Source organism: Massilia sp. Root351 (assembly GCF_001425045.1).
Taxonomy (GTDB): Bacteria; Pseudomonadota; Gammaproteobacteria; order Burkholderiales; family Burkholderiaceae_D; genus Rugamonas.
The window spans coordinates 73,622-89,308 of the sequence record NZ_LMDJ01000033.1; the positions used below are offsets into that span (position 1 = coordinate 73,622).

Consider the following 15,687-nt stretch of genomic DNA (forward strand, 5'->3'; position numbering starts at 1 on the left):
TTCCTTGAGTGCGGTTGAAATCAGGTGATGGCCCAGCGGCGCAGCAGGTTGTGGTAAATCCCGGTCAACTTTACCAGTTCGCGCTGGTGTTCGGCCAGCGCGGGCGTGAGGCGCTGGATGGCCTGGTCCAGGTCGAACAGCATGCTGCGCTCGCCGTCGTCGCCCACCAGGCTTTCGATCCAGAAGAAGGACGCCAGGCGCGCGCCGGACGTCACCGGCGTCACGCGGTGCAGGCTGGACGAGGGGTACAGCACCAGGCTGCCCGCCTCCAGCTTCACTTCCTGCACGCCGAATTCGGTTTCGATCTGCAGCTCGCCGCCTTCGTACTCGTCCGGCTCGGCCAGGAACAGCGTGGCCGACAGGTCGCTGCGCAGGCTCTGGCCGCTGCCGGGCAGCTGCATGACGGCGCTGTCGACGTGGGTGCCGTAGCTGCCGCCGCCTTCGTAGCGGTTGAACTTGGGCGGGTAGATCTTGCGCGGCAGCGCGGCCGACACGAACAGCGGGTTGGCCGCCAGGCTGCGCAGGATGTGCTGGCCCAGGCCGATGGCCGGTTCGGCGTGGTCGTCCAGTTGCAGGTTGTGCTTGACGCGGCGCGCCTGGCTGCCGCCGGTGGCGGCGCCGTCCTGCCATGCCGCGCCTTCCAGCCAGGCGCGGAACTGGGCCACTTCGTCCTTGCTCAGGACATCGTCTATCGTAATCAGCATGGTGTTCTCGCGGGGGTAAGGGCGGCCGGCGTGATCTGTTGCAGCGTGGCGCAGCCGGCCAGGGCCATGCACACTTCCAGTTCTTCGCGCAGCAGCTTGAGCATGTGCGCCACGCCTAGCGCGCCGGCCACGCTCAGCGCGTACAGCTGCAGGCGGCCCACGGCCACGGCGCCGGCGCCCAGCGCCAGGGCCTTGAAGGCGTCGGCGCCGGAACGGATGCCGCCGTCGAACAGGATGGGGAAGGCTGCATCCACGCCGTCCAGCGCGGCGCGGATGGCGGGCAGGGCGTCCAGGCTGGCCGGCGCGCCGTCCAGGCTGCGTCCGCCGTGGTTGGACACCACGACGCCGGCCGCGCCCGCCGCGCGCAGCGCCAGCGCGTCGTCCGGGTGCAGCACGCCTTTCACCCACACCGGCAGCGTCGCCTGCGCCAGCAGCCAGGCCAGGTCGTCCCAGAGCGGCGCGTGGCGCATCACGCCCTGGAAGATGCGGCTGCCGCCTTCACCGGGCGGCGCGGGCGGCGCTTCGGGGTAGGCCAGCAGGTTGGCCGGCACGCACTCGGGCGGCATGCGGAACTGCAGGTCCAGCGCGCCCATGCTGGCCACCTGGATCGGCGCGTCCAGCGTGACCACGATGGCGCCGTAGCCGGCCGCTTCGGCGCGCCGCAACAGGTCCAGCGTGGCGCCGCGTTCGGGCTGGAAGTAGAGCTGGAACCAGCGCTGCCGACCGGCCGCGCGCGCCATGTCCTCCAGCGTGCAGGAAGCCAGTGTGCTGGCGATCAGGCAGGTGTCGGTGGCGTGCGCGGCGCGCGCGGTGTCCACTTCGCCGCCGGCGTGCACCAGCTTGTGAAAGGCCACCGGGGCCAGCATCAGCGGATGGGCGAAGCCTTCGCCGCGCAGCGTGGCGCGGGTATGGCCGGCGCGCACGTCGCGCAGCAGGCGCGGCGTGATGGACCAGCGCTCGAAGGCGGCGCGGTTGGCCGCCGTTGTCAGGCCATGCCCGCTGCCGCCGGCCAGGTACGCGAAGCTGGGCGCGGCGATGGCGCGCTGCGCCAGCCCTTCGTAGTCGGCCGCGCAGCGGATGCCCGGCGGGATGCCGGGGGCGGTCGCTGCGGGGGCGGTGGCGGATGGTGTCATGGGAATGAAAAATGCCGGGTTGGACCCGGCATTGTACCTAAAGCTTCAAGCGTCGATTACAGCTCGTAGTTCACGGTCAGGCGCACAGCGCGCGCGTCGCCCTTGTACAGGAAGGAACCGGAGCGGTACACGGCGGTGTAGTAGTCCTTGTTGGTGGCGTTCAGCACGTTCAGGCGCAGGTCGAAGCGGCGGCTGAAGCGGTAGCTGGCGAACACATCGTACACGGTGAACGACGGCACCGGCTGCGAGCACACGCCGTTGGCAACGCCGGCGCCGGTGTCCGGCTGGCCGCCGCAGCGGTCGCCCTCGTGGCGCGCGCTGCCGCCGAAGGAGAAGGCGTCCGTGGGCTGGTACTTGAGCTGGGCCGAGTAGGTCTGCTTGGCGAAGTTGCTCAGCGCGTTGCCCAGGTTGGCCGGGTTGGCCGAGGCCAGCACCTTCGAGGTCATCAGGGCGCCGCCGATCTGGCCGGACAGCTTGTCGGTGAAGTTGCCCACCAGGCCAAACTCGATGCCGCGCACGCGGTTCTCCCCTGTGTTGAAGGTGCCCACGGTGTCGTAGTTGGCGCCTTCCATCACGTCCTTCTTGGTGGTCTGGAACAGCGCGGCGGTGGCCAGCAGCTTGTGGTCGAACAGGTCCCACTTGGTGCCCAGTTCCAGGTTCACCGAGGTTTCCGGCTTGGCGCCGGCGATGTTGCCGTTGTACAGGACCGCGCCGCCGTAGCCGCTGGCGGTGCCCGAGTCGGCCTCGCCGCCGTTGATGTCCTGCGCCGACGCGGCGCTGGCGTAGACGATGGCGTCGTTGGCCACCTTGTAGCTCAGGCCGAAGTGGCCGTTGACCAGGGTGTCGTTGAAGCTGTAGTCGCCGGTCTGGGTGGCCGTGGTGGCGGTCACGTTGCGGCGCACCAGGCCCAGCTCGAAGTGGTCGGCGCGCACGCCGCCGAAGGCGGTGAACTTGTCGGTCAGGTCCACGGTGTCCATCGCGCTCAGGGCGGTGGTTTTCACCTGCCAGTCCTGGTTCCAGTTCAGGCGCTGGATGTTGCGGGTGGCCAGGCGCGACAGGTCGGCCACCGGCGTGCCGTTCGGGTTGGTGAAGCAGTACGCGTTGTTGGGGCCGACGGCTGGCGTGGACTGCGCGGGCGGGATGGCATTCGCAGTCGCGCTGCGGCAGTTGAAGCCGCTGTTGTTCAGCGCGAAGGCGCCCGACTGCACTTTGTGGTCGGTGTATTCCAGGCCGAAGATGAACTCATGCTTCAAGCCGCCGATCTGCTTGTCCCAGCGCAGGTTGCTCTGGTGCGCGAAGTAGTCCACTTCCTGCCAGCCGGTGTGGCCGTTGTCCAGCGTGGCGGTGGTGTAGGCGGCGCCGGTGACGCCGTTGTAGCGCGTGCCGGACGAGGCGCCGGTGGTGATGTAGGCGTTGCTGGCGGTGCCGTAGCGGGTCAGGCTGGTGAGCTTTAGCGCAGGGGCCAGTTTCCAGTTCACGCGCGCGGTGAAGGTGTCGATCTGCGACTTGAGGAAGTCGTCGGCCTGGGCATAGACGGGCACGTTGGGCGCCGGCGTGCGGTTCGGCGCGGTGCCGACCAGGTAGCCGCCCAGGTCGGGCATCTTGTCGCGGGTGTGCAGGCCGTAGTAGTCCAGCGTGACCGACAGGTCCTTGTTCGCTTCGTACAGGCCGGACAGGGCCACGCCCTGGCGGCGGCGGCTCGACGGCGCGCGGTCAGGCACGTCTTCCTTGGAGTCCAGCAGGTTGGCGCGCAGCGCGAAGTTCTCGCCGAAGCCCTTGTTGATGTCGGCCGAGGCGCGGTGGTGTGCATCGCTGCCGACGGCGCCCGAGACGCGGGTGAAGTCGTGGTCCAGCGTGGCTTGCTTGGTGATGGCGTTGATGGCGCCGCCGGCGGTGCCGCGGCCGGCGAACGAGGAGTTCGGGCCCTTGGAGATTTCCAGTTGCTCGATGGCGAAGCTCTCGCGGGTGCTCATGCCGGGATCGCGCAGGCCGTCGACGAACACGTCGCTGCGGGCTTCCTGGCCGCGGATGATGTAGCGGTCGCCGAAGGCGTTGCCGTTTTCGCCGGTGCCCAGGGTGATGCCGGGCTGCGCGCCCAGGATCTGTTTCAGGTCGGTCAGGCCGGAGTCGTCGATGGCGGCCTTGGTCACCACTGAGATGGTCTGCGGGGTTTCAGCGATAGGGCGGGTGTGGCGGCTGTCGGCCGAGGTCTTGGCCTTGTAGGCGGCGCCTTGCTCGGCGTTCGGGTTCGGGTCCAGGCGCTTGCCCAGCACCACCACGTCCGGCAGTTGCTGTTCGGCCTTGGCGGCGGGGGCGGCATCGGCCGCGCCGGCTGCCAGCGGCAGCAGCATGGCGGTCGAGATGCCCATGGCCAGGCTGGTTTTCTTCATGGCGCCGAAGGCGCTGTCGTGATCGAGGCGTATGCTCTTTGGCTTGCGGATAGGCTGGCTCAAAATTCTTCCTTGGAGATGTGCGATTTTGTTTAGGGCAAAACGAGGTTGCCAAAAGTATAGTTACCATTGGGCACAAAGTAAATAAGAATCGATCTCATTCTTAATGTCATTCTTATCTTGACTGGAGGGCAGGAGGCGGGCGCTGCGGCGCTGCGGCGTCTCGCGTACAATCGCCGTTTTTACCGAGAGAGGGCAGCCATGCGTGCGATAGAAATCTCCCAGCCCGGCCCGGCCGACGTGCTGCGCCTGTGCGAGCGTCCAATTCCCGAATTCAAGGCCGGCGAGGTGCTGATCAAGGTGCACGCGGCCGGCATCAACCGGCCGGACGTGTTCCAGCGCCTGGGCAGCTACGCGCCGCCGCCGGGCGCGTCCGACTTGCCCGGCCTGGAAGTGGCGGGCGAAATTGTCGACGGCGACCTGGCCGGCAGCCGCTTCAGCAAGGGCGACCTGGTGTGTGCGCTGGCTCAGGGCGGCGGCTACGCGGAATACTGCACCGCGCCGGCGGAGCAGTGCCTGCCAGTGCCCAAGGGCCTGTCCATGCTGGAGGCGGCCTCGCTGCCGGAGACCTTTTTCACCGTGTGGAGCAATGTGTTCGACCGCGCCCACCTGATGCAGGGCGAAACCCTGCTGGTGCAGGGCGGCACCTCCGGCATCGGCGTGACGGCCATCCAGCTGGCCGCCGCCATGGGGCACCGCGTGTTCGCCACCGCCGGCAGCGACGACAAGGCGCGCATCTGCGAGCAATTGGGCGCCGCGCGCGGCATCAATTACAAGAGTGAGGATTTTGCCGCCGTGGTCAAGCAGCTGACCGACGGCAAGGGCGTCGATGTGATCCTGGACATGGTGGGCGGCGACTACCTGCCGCGCGAGATCGGCTGCCTGGCCGACGACGGCCGCATCGCCGTGATCGCGCTGCTGGGCGGCGCCAAGGCCACGCTGGACCTGGGCCAGGTGCTGCGCCGCCGTCTCACTGTCACCGGTTCGACCTTGCGCCCGCGCCCGGTGGCGTTCAAGGCGCGCATCGCGGCGCAGCTGCGCGCGCGGGTCTGGCCGCTGCTGGAGTCGGGCGCCATCAAGCCGGTGATCCACCAGGTGTTCCCGCTGGAGCAGGCCGCTGCCGCGCACGCGCTGATGGAAAGCAGCACCCATGTCGGAAAAATCATGCTGCAAGTCGCGTGACCGGGCTACGACGTAATCAAATAGCCAAGTTTTTCGCCACACTGTGGCGGCACTGGTTTGACCCCGGTTTGCGGCTCGCGTTAAAATAGCGGGTTATTGAACTTTAGGCTACTATGCGACGCAAACTCGTCATCGGAAATTGGAAAATGAACGGCAGCCGCGACAGCAATGCTGTGCTGTTGTCCGGCATTACGGCAGGTTTCTTGGCCAAGCAGGCCGATTGCGCCGTCTGTGCGCCCGCGCCCTACCTGGCACAATGCCAGGCAGCGCTGGCGGGTTCGCCGGTTGCATGGGGCGCGCAGGACGTGTCGGCGTATGCCGCAGGCGCCTATACGGGTGAAGTGGCGGCCTCCATGCTGTCCGACTTCGCTTGCCGCTACGTGATCGTGGGCCACTCGGAACGCCGCGCCTACCATCAGGAAAGCAATGAGCTGGTGGCGCAAAAGGCGCTGGCTGCGCTGACCGCCGGGCTGACCCCGGTGGTGTGCGTGGGTGAAACGCTGGCCGAGCGCGAAGCAGGGCGCACCGCCGTGGTGGTGTGCGCACAGCTGCAGGCAGTGCTGGACGTGCTGGACACGGCAGCCGTGGGCAAGATCGTGCTGGCTTACGAGCCGGTATGGGCGATCGGCACCGGCAAGACCGCCACCCCGGCCATGGCGCAGGAAGTGCACGCGCAGCTGCGCCAGCAAGTTGCCACGCGCGACGCGGCAGCGGCGGCCGGCATGCAGATCCTGTACGGCGGCAGCATGAAGCCTGAGAACGCAAAAGAACTGCTGGCCCAGCCGGACATCGATGGCGGCCTGATTGGCGGCGCGGCACTGAAGGCGGCGGATTTCCTCGCCATCGTTCACGCGTCCGAGCAGTAAGCCTGGTAAGAGTTAACTGAAACACCTTCAACTGGAAATGGAATAGCATGAACACTTTGCACAACCTCATCGTCGTCGTCCAGGTGCTGTCGGCCCTGGCCATTATCGCCCTGGTGCTGCTGCAGCACGGCAAGGGCGCCGACATGGGCGCCGCCTTCGGTTCGGGCGCTTCGGGCAGCCTGTTCGGCGCCAGCGGCTCGTCGAACTTCATGTCCAAGTCGACTGCCGTGGCCGCCGCAGTGTTCTTCGGCGCCACGCTGGCGCTGGCGTCGATGGCCAGCAGCCGCGGTGTCAGCAGCGGTGGCGGCGTGATGGACAAGATCACCGCGCCGGCGCCGACCAAGGGCACGGCAGCGATCCCGGCCGCCGCGCCGGCCGCGCCGACCGCGGCTGAAGCCGCAGCGGCGGCCGGCGTGCCTGCCGCCGCACCTGCGGCATCGGCGCCTGCCGCGCCAGCTCCCGCAGCGCCTGCGCCTGCGCCGCAAAAGTAATACCTGATATTCCCGGAATCGAGGAAGCCCTTGATACTCTAGGAATTCAGTCAAGCTTTACCGTTTTCTTCTTGTTTCTCCGCAATACGCATTAACAAAGCGGTGAAATCACTGTAGAATAACGGGCTTAACGCCGACGTGGTGAAATTGGTAGACACGCTATCTTGAGGGGGTAGTGGCGAAAGCTGTACGAGTTCGAGTCTCGTCGTCGGCACCAAAAGAAATACAGAAAGCCAGCAGGTGCGTCTGGGCAGGGAATTTCCCTCCACCCGGGCCTAAGCTGGTTTTTTTACGAGGATGTGTCGTTTGATCCTGGTCTCAATGTTGATTGGGGTCGAGCGTTAAATGCACCGCAGGGTAGCGCGGTGCCTTCCTAACCGATCGTTCAACATTAAGCTCATCAATGAACCTCGAAAATTACTTCCCCGTTCTCTTATTCCTGATCGTCGGCATTAGTGTCGGCGTACTTCCCCAGGTGCTCGGCCGTCTGCTCGGTCCGCACAAGCCTGACGCGGCCAAATTGTCCCCCTACGAGTGCGGTTTCGAAGCCTTCGAAGACGCGCGCATGAAATTCGACGTACGATACTACCTCGTCGCGATTCTGTTTATTTTGTTCGATCTGGAAACGGCATTCTTCTTCCCATGGGGCGTCTCCATGCGCGAACTGGGCTGGACCGGTTTCATTACGATGATGGTGTTCATCGCCGAATTCGTGGTCGGTTTTTGGTATATCTGGAAGAAAGGTGCCCTTGATTGGGAATAAGCCATGGCTATTGAAGGCGTATTAAACGAAGGTTTCATCACCACCACAGCCGACAAGCTGATCAACTGGGCGCGCACCGGGTCGATGTTCCCGATGACGTTCGGCCTGGCCTGCTGCGCGGTTGAAATGATGCACGTGGGCGCTGCCCGTTACGATCTGGACCGCTTCGGCATCGTGTTCCGTCCCTCGCCACGCCAGTCCGACGTGATGATCGTGGCCGGCACGCTGTGCAACAAGATGGCGCCAGCGCTGCGCAAGGTCTACGACCAGATGTCCGAGCCGCGCTGGGTCATCTCGATGGGTTCCTGCGCCAACGGCGGCGGCTACTATCACTATTCCTACTCCGTGGTGCGCGGTTGCGACCGCATCGTACCGGTGGACGTTTATGTGCCGGGCTGTCCGCCTACGGCCGAAGCGCTGCTGTACGGCATCCTGCAGTTGCAGAACAAGATCAAGCGTACCAACACGATCGCACGCTAAACGGGGCGCTTCAGAACTATGAGTACACAATTGGAAGTCTTGCAAAACGCCCTGGCTACGGCTTTGGGCGATCGCGTTACTACGGTAGTAGCGCTGGGTGAAATCACCCTGACCGTGAAAGCGGCCGATTACTACGCCGTCATGCAGACCCTGCGCGACGACGCCACGCTGCATTTCGAGCAGATGATCGACCTGTGCGGCGTCGACTATTCGACCTATGGCGAAGGCACGTGGGACGGCCTGCGTTTCGCGGTCGTGTCGCACCTGCTGTCGGTCAAGCACAACTGGCGCGTGCGCGTGCGCGTGTTCGCGCCCGACGACGACATGCCGGTGGTGGCGTCCGTGATGCCGATCTGGCGTGCCGTCAACTGGTACGAGCGCGAAGCGTTCGACCTGCTGGGCATCCTGTTCGAAGGCCACAACGACTTGCGCCGCATCCTGACCGACTACGGTTTCGTGGGCCATCCGTTCCGCAAGGATTTCCCGGTCTCCGGCTATGTGGAAATGCGCTACGACGAAGCACAGAAGCGCGTGATCTACCAGCCTGTGACGATCGAGCCGCGCGAAAACGTGCCGCGCGTGATCCGCGAAGAAAACTACGGGATGAAATAATGGCTGAGATTAAGAACTACACCCTGAACTTTGGTCCGCAGCACCCGGCAGCGCACGGCGTGCTGCGCCTGGTGCTGGAGCTGGACGGCGAAGTGATCCAGCGCGCCGACCCGCACATCGGCCTGCTGCACCGCGGCACCGAGAAGCTGGCCGAGCAGAAGACCTACCTGCAGTCCGTGCCTTACATGGACCGCCTCGACTACGTGTCGATGATGTGCAACGAGCACGCCTACGTGATGGCGATCGAGAAGCTGCTGGGCATTGAAGTGCCGCTGCGCGCACAGTACATCCGCGTCATGTTCGACGAGATGACGCGTTTGCTGAACCACCTGATGTGGCTGGGCGCGCACGCGCTGGACGTGGGCGCCATGGGGCCGTTCCTGTACGCCTTCCGCGACCGCGAAGACCTGTTCGACTGCTACGAAGCGGTGTCGGGCGCGCGCATGCACGCGGCCTACTACCGTCCGGGCGGCGTGTACCGCGACCTGCCGGACTCTATGCCGCAGCACAAGGCCTCGCCGATCAAGTCGGCCAAGACCATCAAGGAACTGAACGACAACCGCCAGGGCTCGCTGCTCGACTTCATCGAAGACTTCAGCAACCGTTTCCCGACCTATGTCGACGAATACGAAACCCTGCTGACCGACAACCGCATCTGGAAGCAGCGCACCGTCGGCATCGGCGTGGTGACGCCGGAAGACGCACTGGCGATGGGCTTTACCGGCGCCATGCTGCGCGGTTCGGGCATCGAGTGGGATCTGCGCAAGCACCAGCCGTACGAAGTGTACGACCTGATGGACTTCGACATCCCGGTCGGCACCAACGGCGATTGCTACGACCGCTACCTGGTGCGCATCGAAGAAATGCGCCAGGCCAACCGCATCATCAAGCAGTGCGTGGAATGGCTGCGCAACAATCCGGGTCCGGTCATGTCCAGCAACCGCAAGGTGGCGCCGCCGTCGCGCGTGGACATGAAGACCAATATGGAATCGCTGATCCACCACTTCAAGCTGTTTACCGAAGGCTTCCATGTGCCGCCGGGCGAAGCATACGCCGCGGTGGAGCATCCGAAGGGCGAGTTCGGCATCTACCTGCTATCGGACGGCGCCAATAAACCATACCGCATGAAGCTGCGCGCGCCCGACTACGCCCACCTGCAGTCGCTGGACGAAATGGCGCGTGGCCACATGATTGCCGATGCCGTGACCATCATTGGTACGCAGGACATCGTGTTCGGCAGTATTGACCGCTAAGTTCGAGAGGCGAAAAGAATGTTGTTATCAGAGCAGTGCTACAAAAAGATCGACCGCGAACTGGCCAAGTATCCGGAAGACCAGCGCCAGTCCGCCGTGATGGCCGCGCTGGCCCACGCCCAGGTTGAACTGGGCTGGGTGTCCACCGAAGTGATGCAGGAACTGGCTGACTACATCCGCATGCCGGCCATCGCCGTGCAGGAAGTGGCCACTTTCTACAATATGTACAACACCAAGCCGGTGGGCAAGCACAAGATCACCGTGTGCACCAACCTGCCGTGCGCCCTGTCGGGCGGCGAGCGCGCCGCGCACCACCTGAAGCAGAAGCTGGGCATCGATTACCGCGACACCACCGCCGACGGCGAATTCACGCTGATGGAAGGCGAGTGCATGGGCGCCTGCGGCGACGCACCGGTGCTGCTGGTAAACAACCACCGCATGTGCTCGTTCATGTCGAACGACAAGATCGACGCGCTCGTGGTTGAACTGAAGGAATCGAACAAATGACCAGTCTGCACGACCGTCACATCAAGCCGCTGATCCTGAAGGATCTGAACGGCGACAACTGGCACCTGGCCGACTACGTCAAGCGTGGCGGCTACTCGGCGCTGCGCCGCATCCTGGAAGAGAAAATTCCGCCGGAAGCCATCATCGCCGACCTGAAAACCTCCGGCCTGCGCGGCCGCGGCGGCGCCGGTTTCCCGACCGGCCTGAAATGGAGCTTCATGCCGCGCCAGTTCCCGGGCCAGAAGTACCTCGTCTGCAATACAGATGAGGGCGAGCCGGGCACGTTCAAGGACCGCGACATCATCCGCTACAATCCGCATTCGCTGATCGAGGGCATGGCCATCGGCGCCTACGCGATGGGCATCACCGTGGGCTACAACTACATCCACGGCGAGATCTTCCAGGAATACCTGCGCTTTGAAGAAGCGCTGGAAGAGGCGCGCGCCGCCGGTTTCCTGGGCGACAAGATCATGGGCAGCGAGTTCAGCTTCCAGCTGCACGCGCACCACGGCTACGGTGCCTACATCTGCGGCGAGGAAACCGCGCTGCTCGAATCGCTGGAAGGCAAGAAAGGCCAGCCGCGCTTCAAGCCGCCGTTCCCGGCCTCGTTCGGCCTGTACGGCAAGCCGACCACCATCAACAACACGGAAACCTTCGCCGCCGTGCCGTTCATCCTGAACATCGGCGCGGAGAACTACCTGGCGCTGGGCAAGCCGAACAACGGCGGCACCAAGATCTTCTCGATCTCGGGCGACATCGAGCGTCCGGGCAACTACGAAGTCCCGCTGGGCACCTCGTTCGCCGAGTTCCTGGAACTGGCCGGCGGCATGCGCGGCGGCAAGAAGATCAAGGCGGTCATTCCCGGCGGTTCGTCGGCGCCGGTGGTGCGCGGCGAGATCATGATGCAAACCGATCTGGACTATGACTCGATCGCCAAGGCCGGCTCCATGCTCGGTTCGGGCGCCATCATCGTCATGGACGAGACGCGCTGCATGGTCAAGGCGCTGGAACGCCTGTCCTACTTCTACTTCGAAGAATCGTGCGGCCAGTGCACCCCATGCCGCGAAGGCACGGGCTGGATGTACCGCGTGGTCCACCGCATCGAGCACGGCCAGGGCCGTCCGGAAGATCTGGATCTGCTGAACTCGGTCGCCGACAACATCCAGGGCCGCACCATTTGCGCCCTGGGCGATGCCGCCGCGATGCCGGTACGCGCCTTCGTCAAGCAATTCCGCGAAGAATTTGAATATCACGTCGAGCACAAGCATTGCTTGGTGCCCGCTTACCTCTAAGCTGCGTAACGATCACCATGGTTGAAATCGAAATAGACGGCAAGAAAGTCGAAGTCCCTGCTGGTAGCATGGTGATGGACGCTGCCAACAAATTGGGAACCTACATCCCGCACTTCTGCTATCACAAGAAATTGTCGATCGCAGCGAACTGCCGCATGTGCCTGGTCGAAGTGGAAAAGGCGCCCAAGCCTTTGCCCGCTTGCGCCACGCCCGTGTCCGCCGGCATGATCGTGCGCTCGGCCAGCGACAAGGCTGTGCAGGCGCAGAAGTCCGTGATGGAATTCCTGCTGATTAACCACCCGCTGGACTGCCCGATCTGCGATCAGGGCGGCGAATGCCAGCTGCAGGACTTGGCGGTGGGCTACGGCAAGGGCGAATCGCGCTATGCGGAAGACAAGCGCGTGGTCGTGCCCAAGCAGGCCGGCCCGCTGGTGTCCATGCAGGAAATGGCGCGCTGCATCCAGTGCACCCGCTGCGTGCGTTTCGGCCAGGAAGTGGCCGGCGTGATGGAGCTGGGCATGATCGGCCGCGGCGAGCACTCGGAAATCACCAGCTTCGTCGGCGAAGCGGTCAGCTCCGAAATGTCGGGCAATATGATCGACCTGTGCCCGGTGGGCGCGCTGACCTCCAAGCCGTTCCGCTACAGCGCCCGTTCGTGGGAACTGTCGCGCCGCAAATCGGTGTCGCCGCACGACTCGCTGGGCGCCAACCTGATCGTCCAGGTCAAGGGCGGCAAAGTGATGCGCGTGCTGCCGCTGGAAAACGACTCGGTCAACGAGTGCTGGATTTCCGACAAGGACCGCTTCTCCTACGAAGCGCTGGACAGCGCCGAGCGCCTGACCCAGCCGATGCTGAAGCAGGGCGGCGAATGGAAGCAAGTGGACTGGCAGACCGCGCTGGAATACGTGGCGCACGGCCTGAAGAACATCAAGCATGAACACGGCGCCGACGCCATCGCTTCCTACGCGACCGCGCACTCGACCACCGAAGAACTGCACCTGCTGCAAAAGCTGACCCGCGCGCTCGGTTCCGAGCACGTCGACTTCCGCCTGCGCCAGAGCGATTTCGCGCTGGACGGCGAAGTGTCGCCATGGCTGGGCATGCCGGTTGCCGACGTGACCGGCCTGCAGCGCGTGTTCGTCATCGGTTCCTTCCTGCGCAAGGACCACCCGCTGCTGGCAACGCGCATCCGCGCCGCCGTCAAGTCGGGCGCCAAGCTGTCGGTACTGAACGGCACCGCCGACGACAGCCTGATCACCGTCGCCAACCAGATCACCGCCGCGCCGTCCGACTGGCTGGCCGCGCTGTCGCAAGTGGTGGTGGCCGTGGCCGCCGCCAAGGAAGTGGCCGCGCCTGCCGGCTTTGAGGGCATCGAAGCGTCCGACGCCGCCAAGGGCATCGCCGCCTCGCTGCTGTCCGGTGAACGCAAGGCCGTCTTCATGGGCAACGCCGCCGCCGCGCATCCGCAAGCGTCCGCGCTGCACGCCGCTGCGCAGTGGATCGCCGAACAGACCGGCGCCAAGCTGGGCTACCTGGTGGACGCCGCCAACACCGTCGGCGGCTACCTGGTCAACGCCACCGCCAAGAACGCCGCGCCGGCCTTCAGCGCGCCGAAGAAAGCCTACGTGCTGCTGAATGCGGAACCGGAACTGGATGCGGCCAACCCGCAAGCCGCCGCCGCCGCGCTGAAGCAAGCCGACATGGTTGTGGTCATGTCCGCCTTCAAGCATGGCATGGACTACGCCGACGTGCTGCTGCCGATCGCGCCGTTCAGCGAAACCTCGGGCACCTTCGTCAACGCCGAAGGCCGCGCACAAAGCTTCAACGGCACCGTCAAGCCGCTGGGCGATGCGCGTCCGGCCTGGAAAGTGCTGCGCGTGCTGGGGAATGTGCTGGGCCTGTCCGGTTTCGACTACGACACTTCGGAAGCGATCCGCGACGAGCTGTTCGGCAAAGGCGTGACCGACCTGTCGGCCAAACTGAACAACCTGTCGAAGAAGGCCGTTGCCGCCGCAAGCTTCGGCGCCGCCGGTGCGCTGGAGCGCCTGGCCGACGTGCCTATCCACTTCGCCGACGCTATCGCGCGCCGTTCCGGCCCGCTGCTGGCCACCATCGACGGCGCCGCGCCTGTGGCGCGCATCTCGGTGGCCACCGCCGCCGCGCTGGGCATCAAGGCCGGCGACCAGGTCAGCGTGAGCCAGGGTAGCGGTTCGGCCGTGCTGCACGCCGTGATCGACGCTGGCCTGCCGGCCAACGTGGTCCGTGTGCCTGCCGCACACGAGTCGACCGCCAAGCTGGGCGCCATGTTCGGTGCCATCACCGTAGCCAAAGCAGGGGAGGCCAAGTAATGGCGCTGGAATTCGTCAACACCATCACCACCAATGGCGAGGCCCTGCTGGGCCGGCAAGGGTGGTTTGTCGTCTGGACCATGATCAAGCTGCTGTGCGTGCTGCTGCCGCTGATGGGCCTGGTCGCCTACGCCACCCTGTGGGAGCGCAAGCTGATCGGCTGGATCCAGATCCGTATCGGTCCTAACCGCGTCGGTCCCGGCGGCCTGCTGCAGCCGATCGCCGACGCGCTCAAGCTGCTGCTCAAAGAGATCGTGATCCCGACCAAGGCCGCCAAGGGCCTGTTCGTGATCGGTCCCGTGATGACCATCATGCCGGCGCTGGCCGCCTGGTCGGTGGTTCCCTTCGGTCCGGAAGCCGTGCTGGCCAACGTGAACGCCGGCCTGCTGCTGCTGATGGCGATCACTTCGATGGAAGTGTACGGCGTGATCATCGCCGGCTGGGCATCGAACTCGAAGTTCTCTTTCCTGGGCGCGATGCGCGCCTCGGCGCAGATGATCTCCTACGAAATCCCGATGGGCTTCGTACTGGTGGTGATCCTGATGGTGTCCGGTTCGCTGAACTTCATCGACATCGTCGGCATGCAGGGCAAGGGCCAGATGGTCGACGCCGGCCTGAACTTCCTGTCGTGGAACTGGCTGCCGCTGCTGCCGCTGTTCGTGATCTATCTGACCTCCGGCCTGGCCGAGACCAACCGCCACCCGTTCGACGTGGTGGAAGGCGAGTCGGAAATCGTGGCCGGCCACATGGTGGAATACTCGGGCATGTCGTACGCCATGTTCATGCTGGCCGAATACGCCAACATGATCCTGGTCGGCGTGCTGGCATCGATCATGTTCCTGGGCGGCTGGGCAGCACCGTTCTCGTTCCTGGAATTCGGCGGCGGTTTCGGCGGCTTCTTCTGGCTGTTCGCGAAGACCTTCGCCATCGTCTCGATCTTCATCTGGGTGCGCGGTACTTTCCCCCGCTACCGCTATGACCAGATCATGCGCCTGGGCTGGAAAGTGTTCATCCCTCTGACCCTGGTCTGGCTGGTGCTGGTGGCCGGCGTGATGCAGACGTCCTGGAATATTTGGAAGTAAGGAAGCAAACATGGAAAAAGTTAAAGACTTCTTCGGCAGCCTGATGCTGTCGGAACTGATCAAAGGCATGGCCCTGACGGGCAAGTACATGTTCGCCCGCAAGATCACGGTGCAGTACCCGGAAGAGAAGACGCCGATGTCGCCGCGCTTCCGCGGCCTGCACGCGCTGCGCCGCTACCCGAACGGGGAAGAGCGCTGCATCGCCTGCAAACTGTGCGAAGCGGTGTGCCCGGCGATGGCCATCACGATCGAATCGGAACAGCGCGACGACGGCTCGCGCCGCACCACGCGCTACGACATCGATCTGACCAAGTGCATCTTCTGCGGCTTCTGCGAAGAATCCTGCCCGGTGGACTCGATCGTCGAAACCCACGTGCTGGAATACCACGGCGAGAAGCGCGGCGATCTGTACTACACCAAAGAGATGCTGCTGGCAGTGGGCGACCGCTACGAAGCGGACATCGCCGCCAACCGCGAAGCGGATGCAGCGTACCGCTGATCGCCGCCGATACTGATTTGGACTA

At 64.7% G+C, this 15,687-nt stretch carries 15 protein-coding genes and 1 tRNA gene; 13 read left to right on the top strand and 3 right to left on the bottom strand.

Features of this window, described 5'->3' with window-relative positions; all coding sequences use genetic code 11:
• Nucleotides 1-20: 20 nt before the first annotated feature.
• Genes ASD15_RS25305 through ASD15_RS25315 form a run of 3 tightly spaced genes read right to left on the bottom strand, consistent with a single transcriptional unit; the run spans nt 21 to nt 4,290 of the window.
• Entirely contained in the window at nt 21-704 is a 684-nt protein-coding gene (locus tag ASD15_RS25305) for a Fe2+-dependent dioxygenase (RefSeq protein WP_057157814.1), read from the bottom strand.
• Nucleotides 698-1,837: an alpha-hydroxy acid oxidase gene (locus tag ASD15_RS25310; RefSeq protein ID WP_057157815.1), complete on the bottom strand. Its 1,140-nt coding sequence runs from the start codon at nt 1,835-1,837 to the stop codon at nt 698-700. The genes ASD15_RS25305 and ASD15_RS25310 overlap by 7 nt, the downstream gene beginning before the upstream one ends.
• Before the next feature lie 56 nt (nt 1,838-1,893).
• Complete coding sequence (locus ASD15_RS25315) at nt 1,894-4,290, bottom strand: TonB-dependent siderophore receptor (RefSeq protein ID WP_229418331.1); 2,397 nt, start codon at nt 4,288-4,290, stop codon at nt 1,894-1,896.
• 198 nt (nt 4,291-4,488) lie between these two features.
• Between ASD15_RS25315 and ASD15_RS25320 the strand changes: the two genes are divergently transcribed.
• The 13 genes from ASD15_RS25320 to nuoI all read left to right on the top strand — a co-directional run bounded on the left by ASD15_RS25320 (nt 4,489) and on the right by nuoI (nt 15,662).
• Nucleotides 4,489-5,469 carry an NAD(P)H-quinone oxidoreductase gene (locus tag ASD15_RS25320; RefSeq protein ID WP_057157816.1) on the top strand — a complete coding sequence of 327 codons (981 nt, stop codon included), beginning with the start codon at nt 4,489-4,491 and terminating at the stop codon, nt 5,467-5,469.
• A gap of 113 nt (nt 5,470-5,582) precedes the next feature.
• Nucleotides 5,583-6,335, top strand: coding sequence for a triose-phosphate isomerase (gene tpiA, locus ASD15_RS25325; RefSeq protein WP_082552144.1), 753 nt, complete (start codon nt 5,583-5,585; stop codon nt 6,333-6,335).
• Between the two features lie 47 nt (nt 6,336-6,382).
• Nucleotides 6,383-6,826 (top strand): preprotein translocase subunit SecG, encoded by a 444-nt coding sequence (gene secG, locus ASD15_RS25330; RefSeq protein ID WP_057157818.1) that lies wholly within the window; start codon nt 6,383-6,385, stop codon nt 6,824-6,826.
• Between the two features lie 132 nt (nt 6,827-6,958).
• A tRNA-Leu gene (locus ASD15_RS25335) sits at nt 6,959-7,043 on the top strand.
• Between the two features lie 186 nt (nt 7,044-7,229).
• On the top strand, nt 7,230-7,589 hold the full coding sequence (locus ASD15_RS25340) for an NADH-quinone oxidoreductase subunit A (protein ID WP_057157819.1): 360 nt from the start codon (nt 7,230-7,232) through the stop codon (nt 7,587-7,589).
• Between the two features lie 3 nt (nt 7,590-7,592).
• Nucleotides 7,593-8,069 carry an NADH-quinone oxidoreductase subunit B family protein gene (locus ASD15_RS25345; protein WP_056397301.1) on the top strand — a complete coding sequence of 159 codons (477 nt, stop codon included), beginning with the start codon at nt 7,593-7,595 and terminating at the stop codon, nt 8,067-8,069.
• A gap of 18 nt (nt 8,070-8,087) precedes the next feature.
• Complete coding sequence (locus ASD15_RS25350) at nt 8,088-8,681, top strand: NADH-quinone oxidoreductase subunit C (protein WP_057157820.1); 594 nt, start codon at nt 8,088-8,090, stop codon at nt 8,679-8,681.
• Nucleotides 8,681-9,934: an NADH-quinone oxidoreductase subunit D gene (locus tag ASD15_RS25355; protein WP_057157821.1), complete on the top strand. Its 1,254-nt coding sequence runs from the start codon at nt 8,681-8,683 to the stop codon at nt 9,932-9,934. The genes ASD15_RS25350 and ASD15_RS25355 overlap by 1 nt, the downstream gene beginning before the upstream one ends.
• Nucleotides 9,935-9,952: 18 nt before the next feature.
• Nucleotides 9,953-10,441, top strand: a complete 489-nt coding sequence (nuoE, locus tag ASD15_RS25360; protein WP_057157822.1) for an NADH-quinone oxidoreductase subunit NuoE — start codon at nt 9,953-9,955, stop codon at nt 10,439-10,441.
• Nucleotides 10,438-11,733, top strand: a complete 1,296-nt coding sequence (gene nuoF, locus ASD15_RS25365; RefSeq protein WP_057157823.1) for an NADH-quinone oxidoreductase subunit NuoF — start codon at nt 10,438-10,440, stop codon at nt 11,731-11,733. Before nuoE ends, nuoF begins: the two co-directional genes overlap by 4 nt.
• A 17-nt stretch (nt 11,734-11,750) precedes the next feature.
• Nucleotides 11,751-14,081 (top strand): NADH-quinone oxidoreductase subunit NuoG, encoded by a 2,331-nt coding sequence (gene nuoG / locus ASD15_RS25370; RefSeq protein ID WP_057157824.1) that lies wholly within the window; start codon nt 11,751-11,753, stop codon nt 14,079-14,081.
• A complete protein-coding gene (gene nuoH / locus ASD15_RS25375; protein ID WP_057157825.1) occupies nt 14,081-15,163 on the top strand; it encodes an NADH-quinone oxidoreductase subunit NuoH in 1,083 nt (360 codons plus the stop codon). Before nuoG ends, nuoH begins: the two co-directional genes overlap by 1 nt.
• 10 nt (nt 15,164-15,173) lie before the next feature.
• The gene (gene nuoI / locus ASD15_RS25380) at nt 15,174-15,662 is read left to right on the top strand and encodes an NADH-quinone oxidoreductase subunit NuoI (RefSeq protein ID WP_056397264.1); all 489 of its coding nucleotides are present in this window, start codon (nt 15,174-15,176) and stop codon (nt 15,660-15,662) included.
• Nucleotides 15,663-15,687 lie beyond the last annotated feature (25 nt).

Coding starts and splice junctions, on each gene's coding strand:
- ASD15_RS25310 (WP_057157815.1), bottom strand. CDS start 1,837: ATGACACCATCCGCCACCGCCCCCGCAGCGACCGCCCCCGGCATCCCG.
- nuoH (WP_057157825.1), top strand. CDS start 14,081: ATGGCGCTGGAATTCGTCAACACCATCACCACCAATGGCGAGGCCCTG.
- nuoG (WP_057157824.1), top strand. CDS start 11,751: ATGGTTGAAATCGAAATAGACGGCAAGAAAGTCGAAGTCCCTGCTGGT.
- ASD15_RS25340 (WP_057157819.1), top strand. CDS start 7,230: ATGAACCTCGAAAATTACTTCCCCGTTCTCTTATTCCTGATCGTCGGC.
- ASD15_RS25355 (WP_057157821.1), top strand. CDS start 8,681: ATGGCTGAGATTAAGAACTACACCCTGAACTTTGGTCCGCAGCACCCG.
- nuoE (WP_057157822.1), top strand. CDS start 9,953: ATGTTGTTATCAGAGCAGTGCTACAAAAAGATCGACCGCGAACTGGCC.
- nuoF (WP_057157823.1), top strand. CDS start 10,438: ATGACCAGTCTGCACGACCGTCACATCAAGCCGCTGATCCTGAAGGAT.
- nuoI (WP_056397264.1), top strand. CDS start 15,174: ATGGAAAAAGTTAAAGACTTCTTCGGCAGCCTGATGCTGTCGGAACTG.
- secG (WP_057157818.1), top strand. CDS start 6,383: ATGAACACTTTGCACAACCTCATCGTCGTCGTCCAGGTGCTGTCGGCC.
- ASD15_RS25345 (WP_056397301.1), top strand. CDS start 7,593: ATGGCTATTGAAGGCGTATTAAACGAAGGTTTCATCACCACCACAGCC.
- ASD15_RS25320 (WP_057157816.1), top strand. CDS start 4,489: ATGCGTGCGATAGAAATCTCCCAGCCCGGCCCGGCCGACGTGCTGCGC.
- tpiA (WP_082552144.1), top strand. CDS start 5,583: ATGCGACGCAAACTCGTCATCGGAAATTGGAAAATGAACGGCAGCCGC.
- ASD15_RS25305 (WP_057157814.1), bottom strand. CDS start 704: ATGCTGATTACGATAGACGATGTCCTGAGCAAGGACGAAGTGGCCCAG.
- ASD15_RS25350 (WP_057157820.1), top strand. CDS start 8,088: ATGAGTACACAATTGGAAGTCTTGCAAAACGCCCTGGCTACGGCTTTG.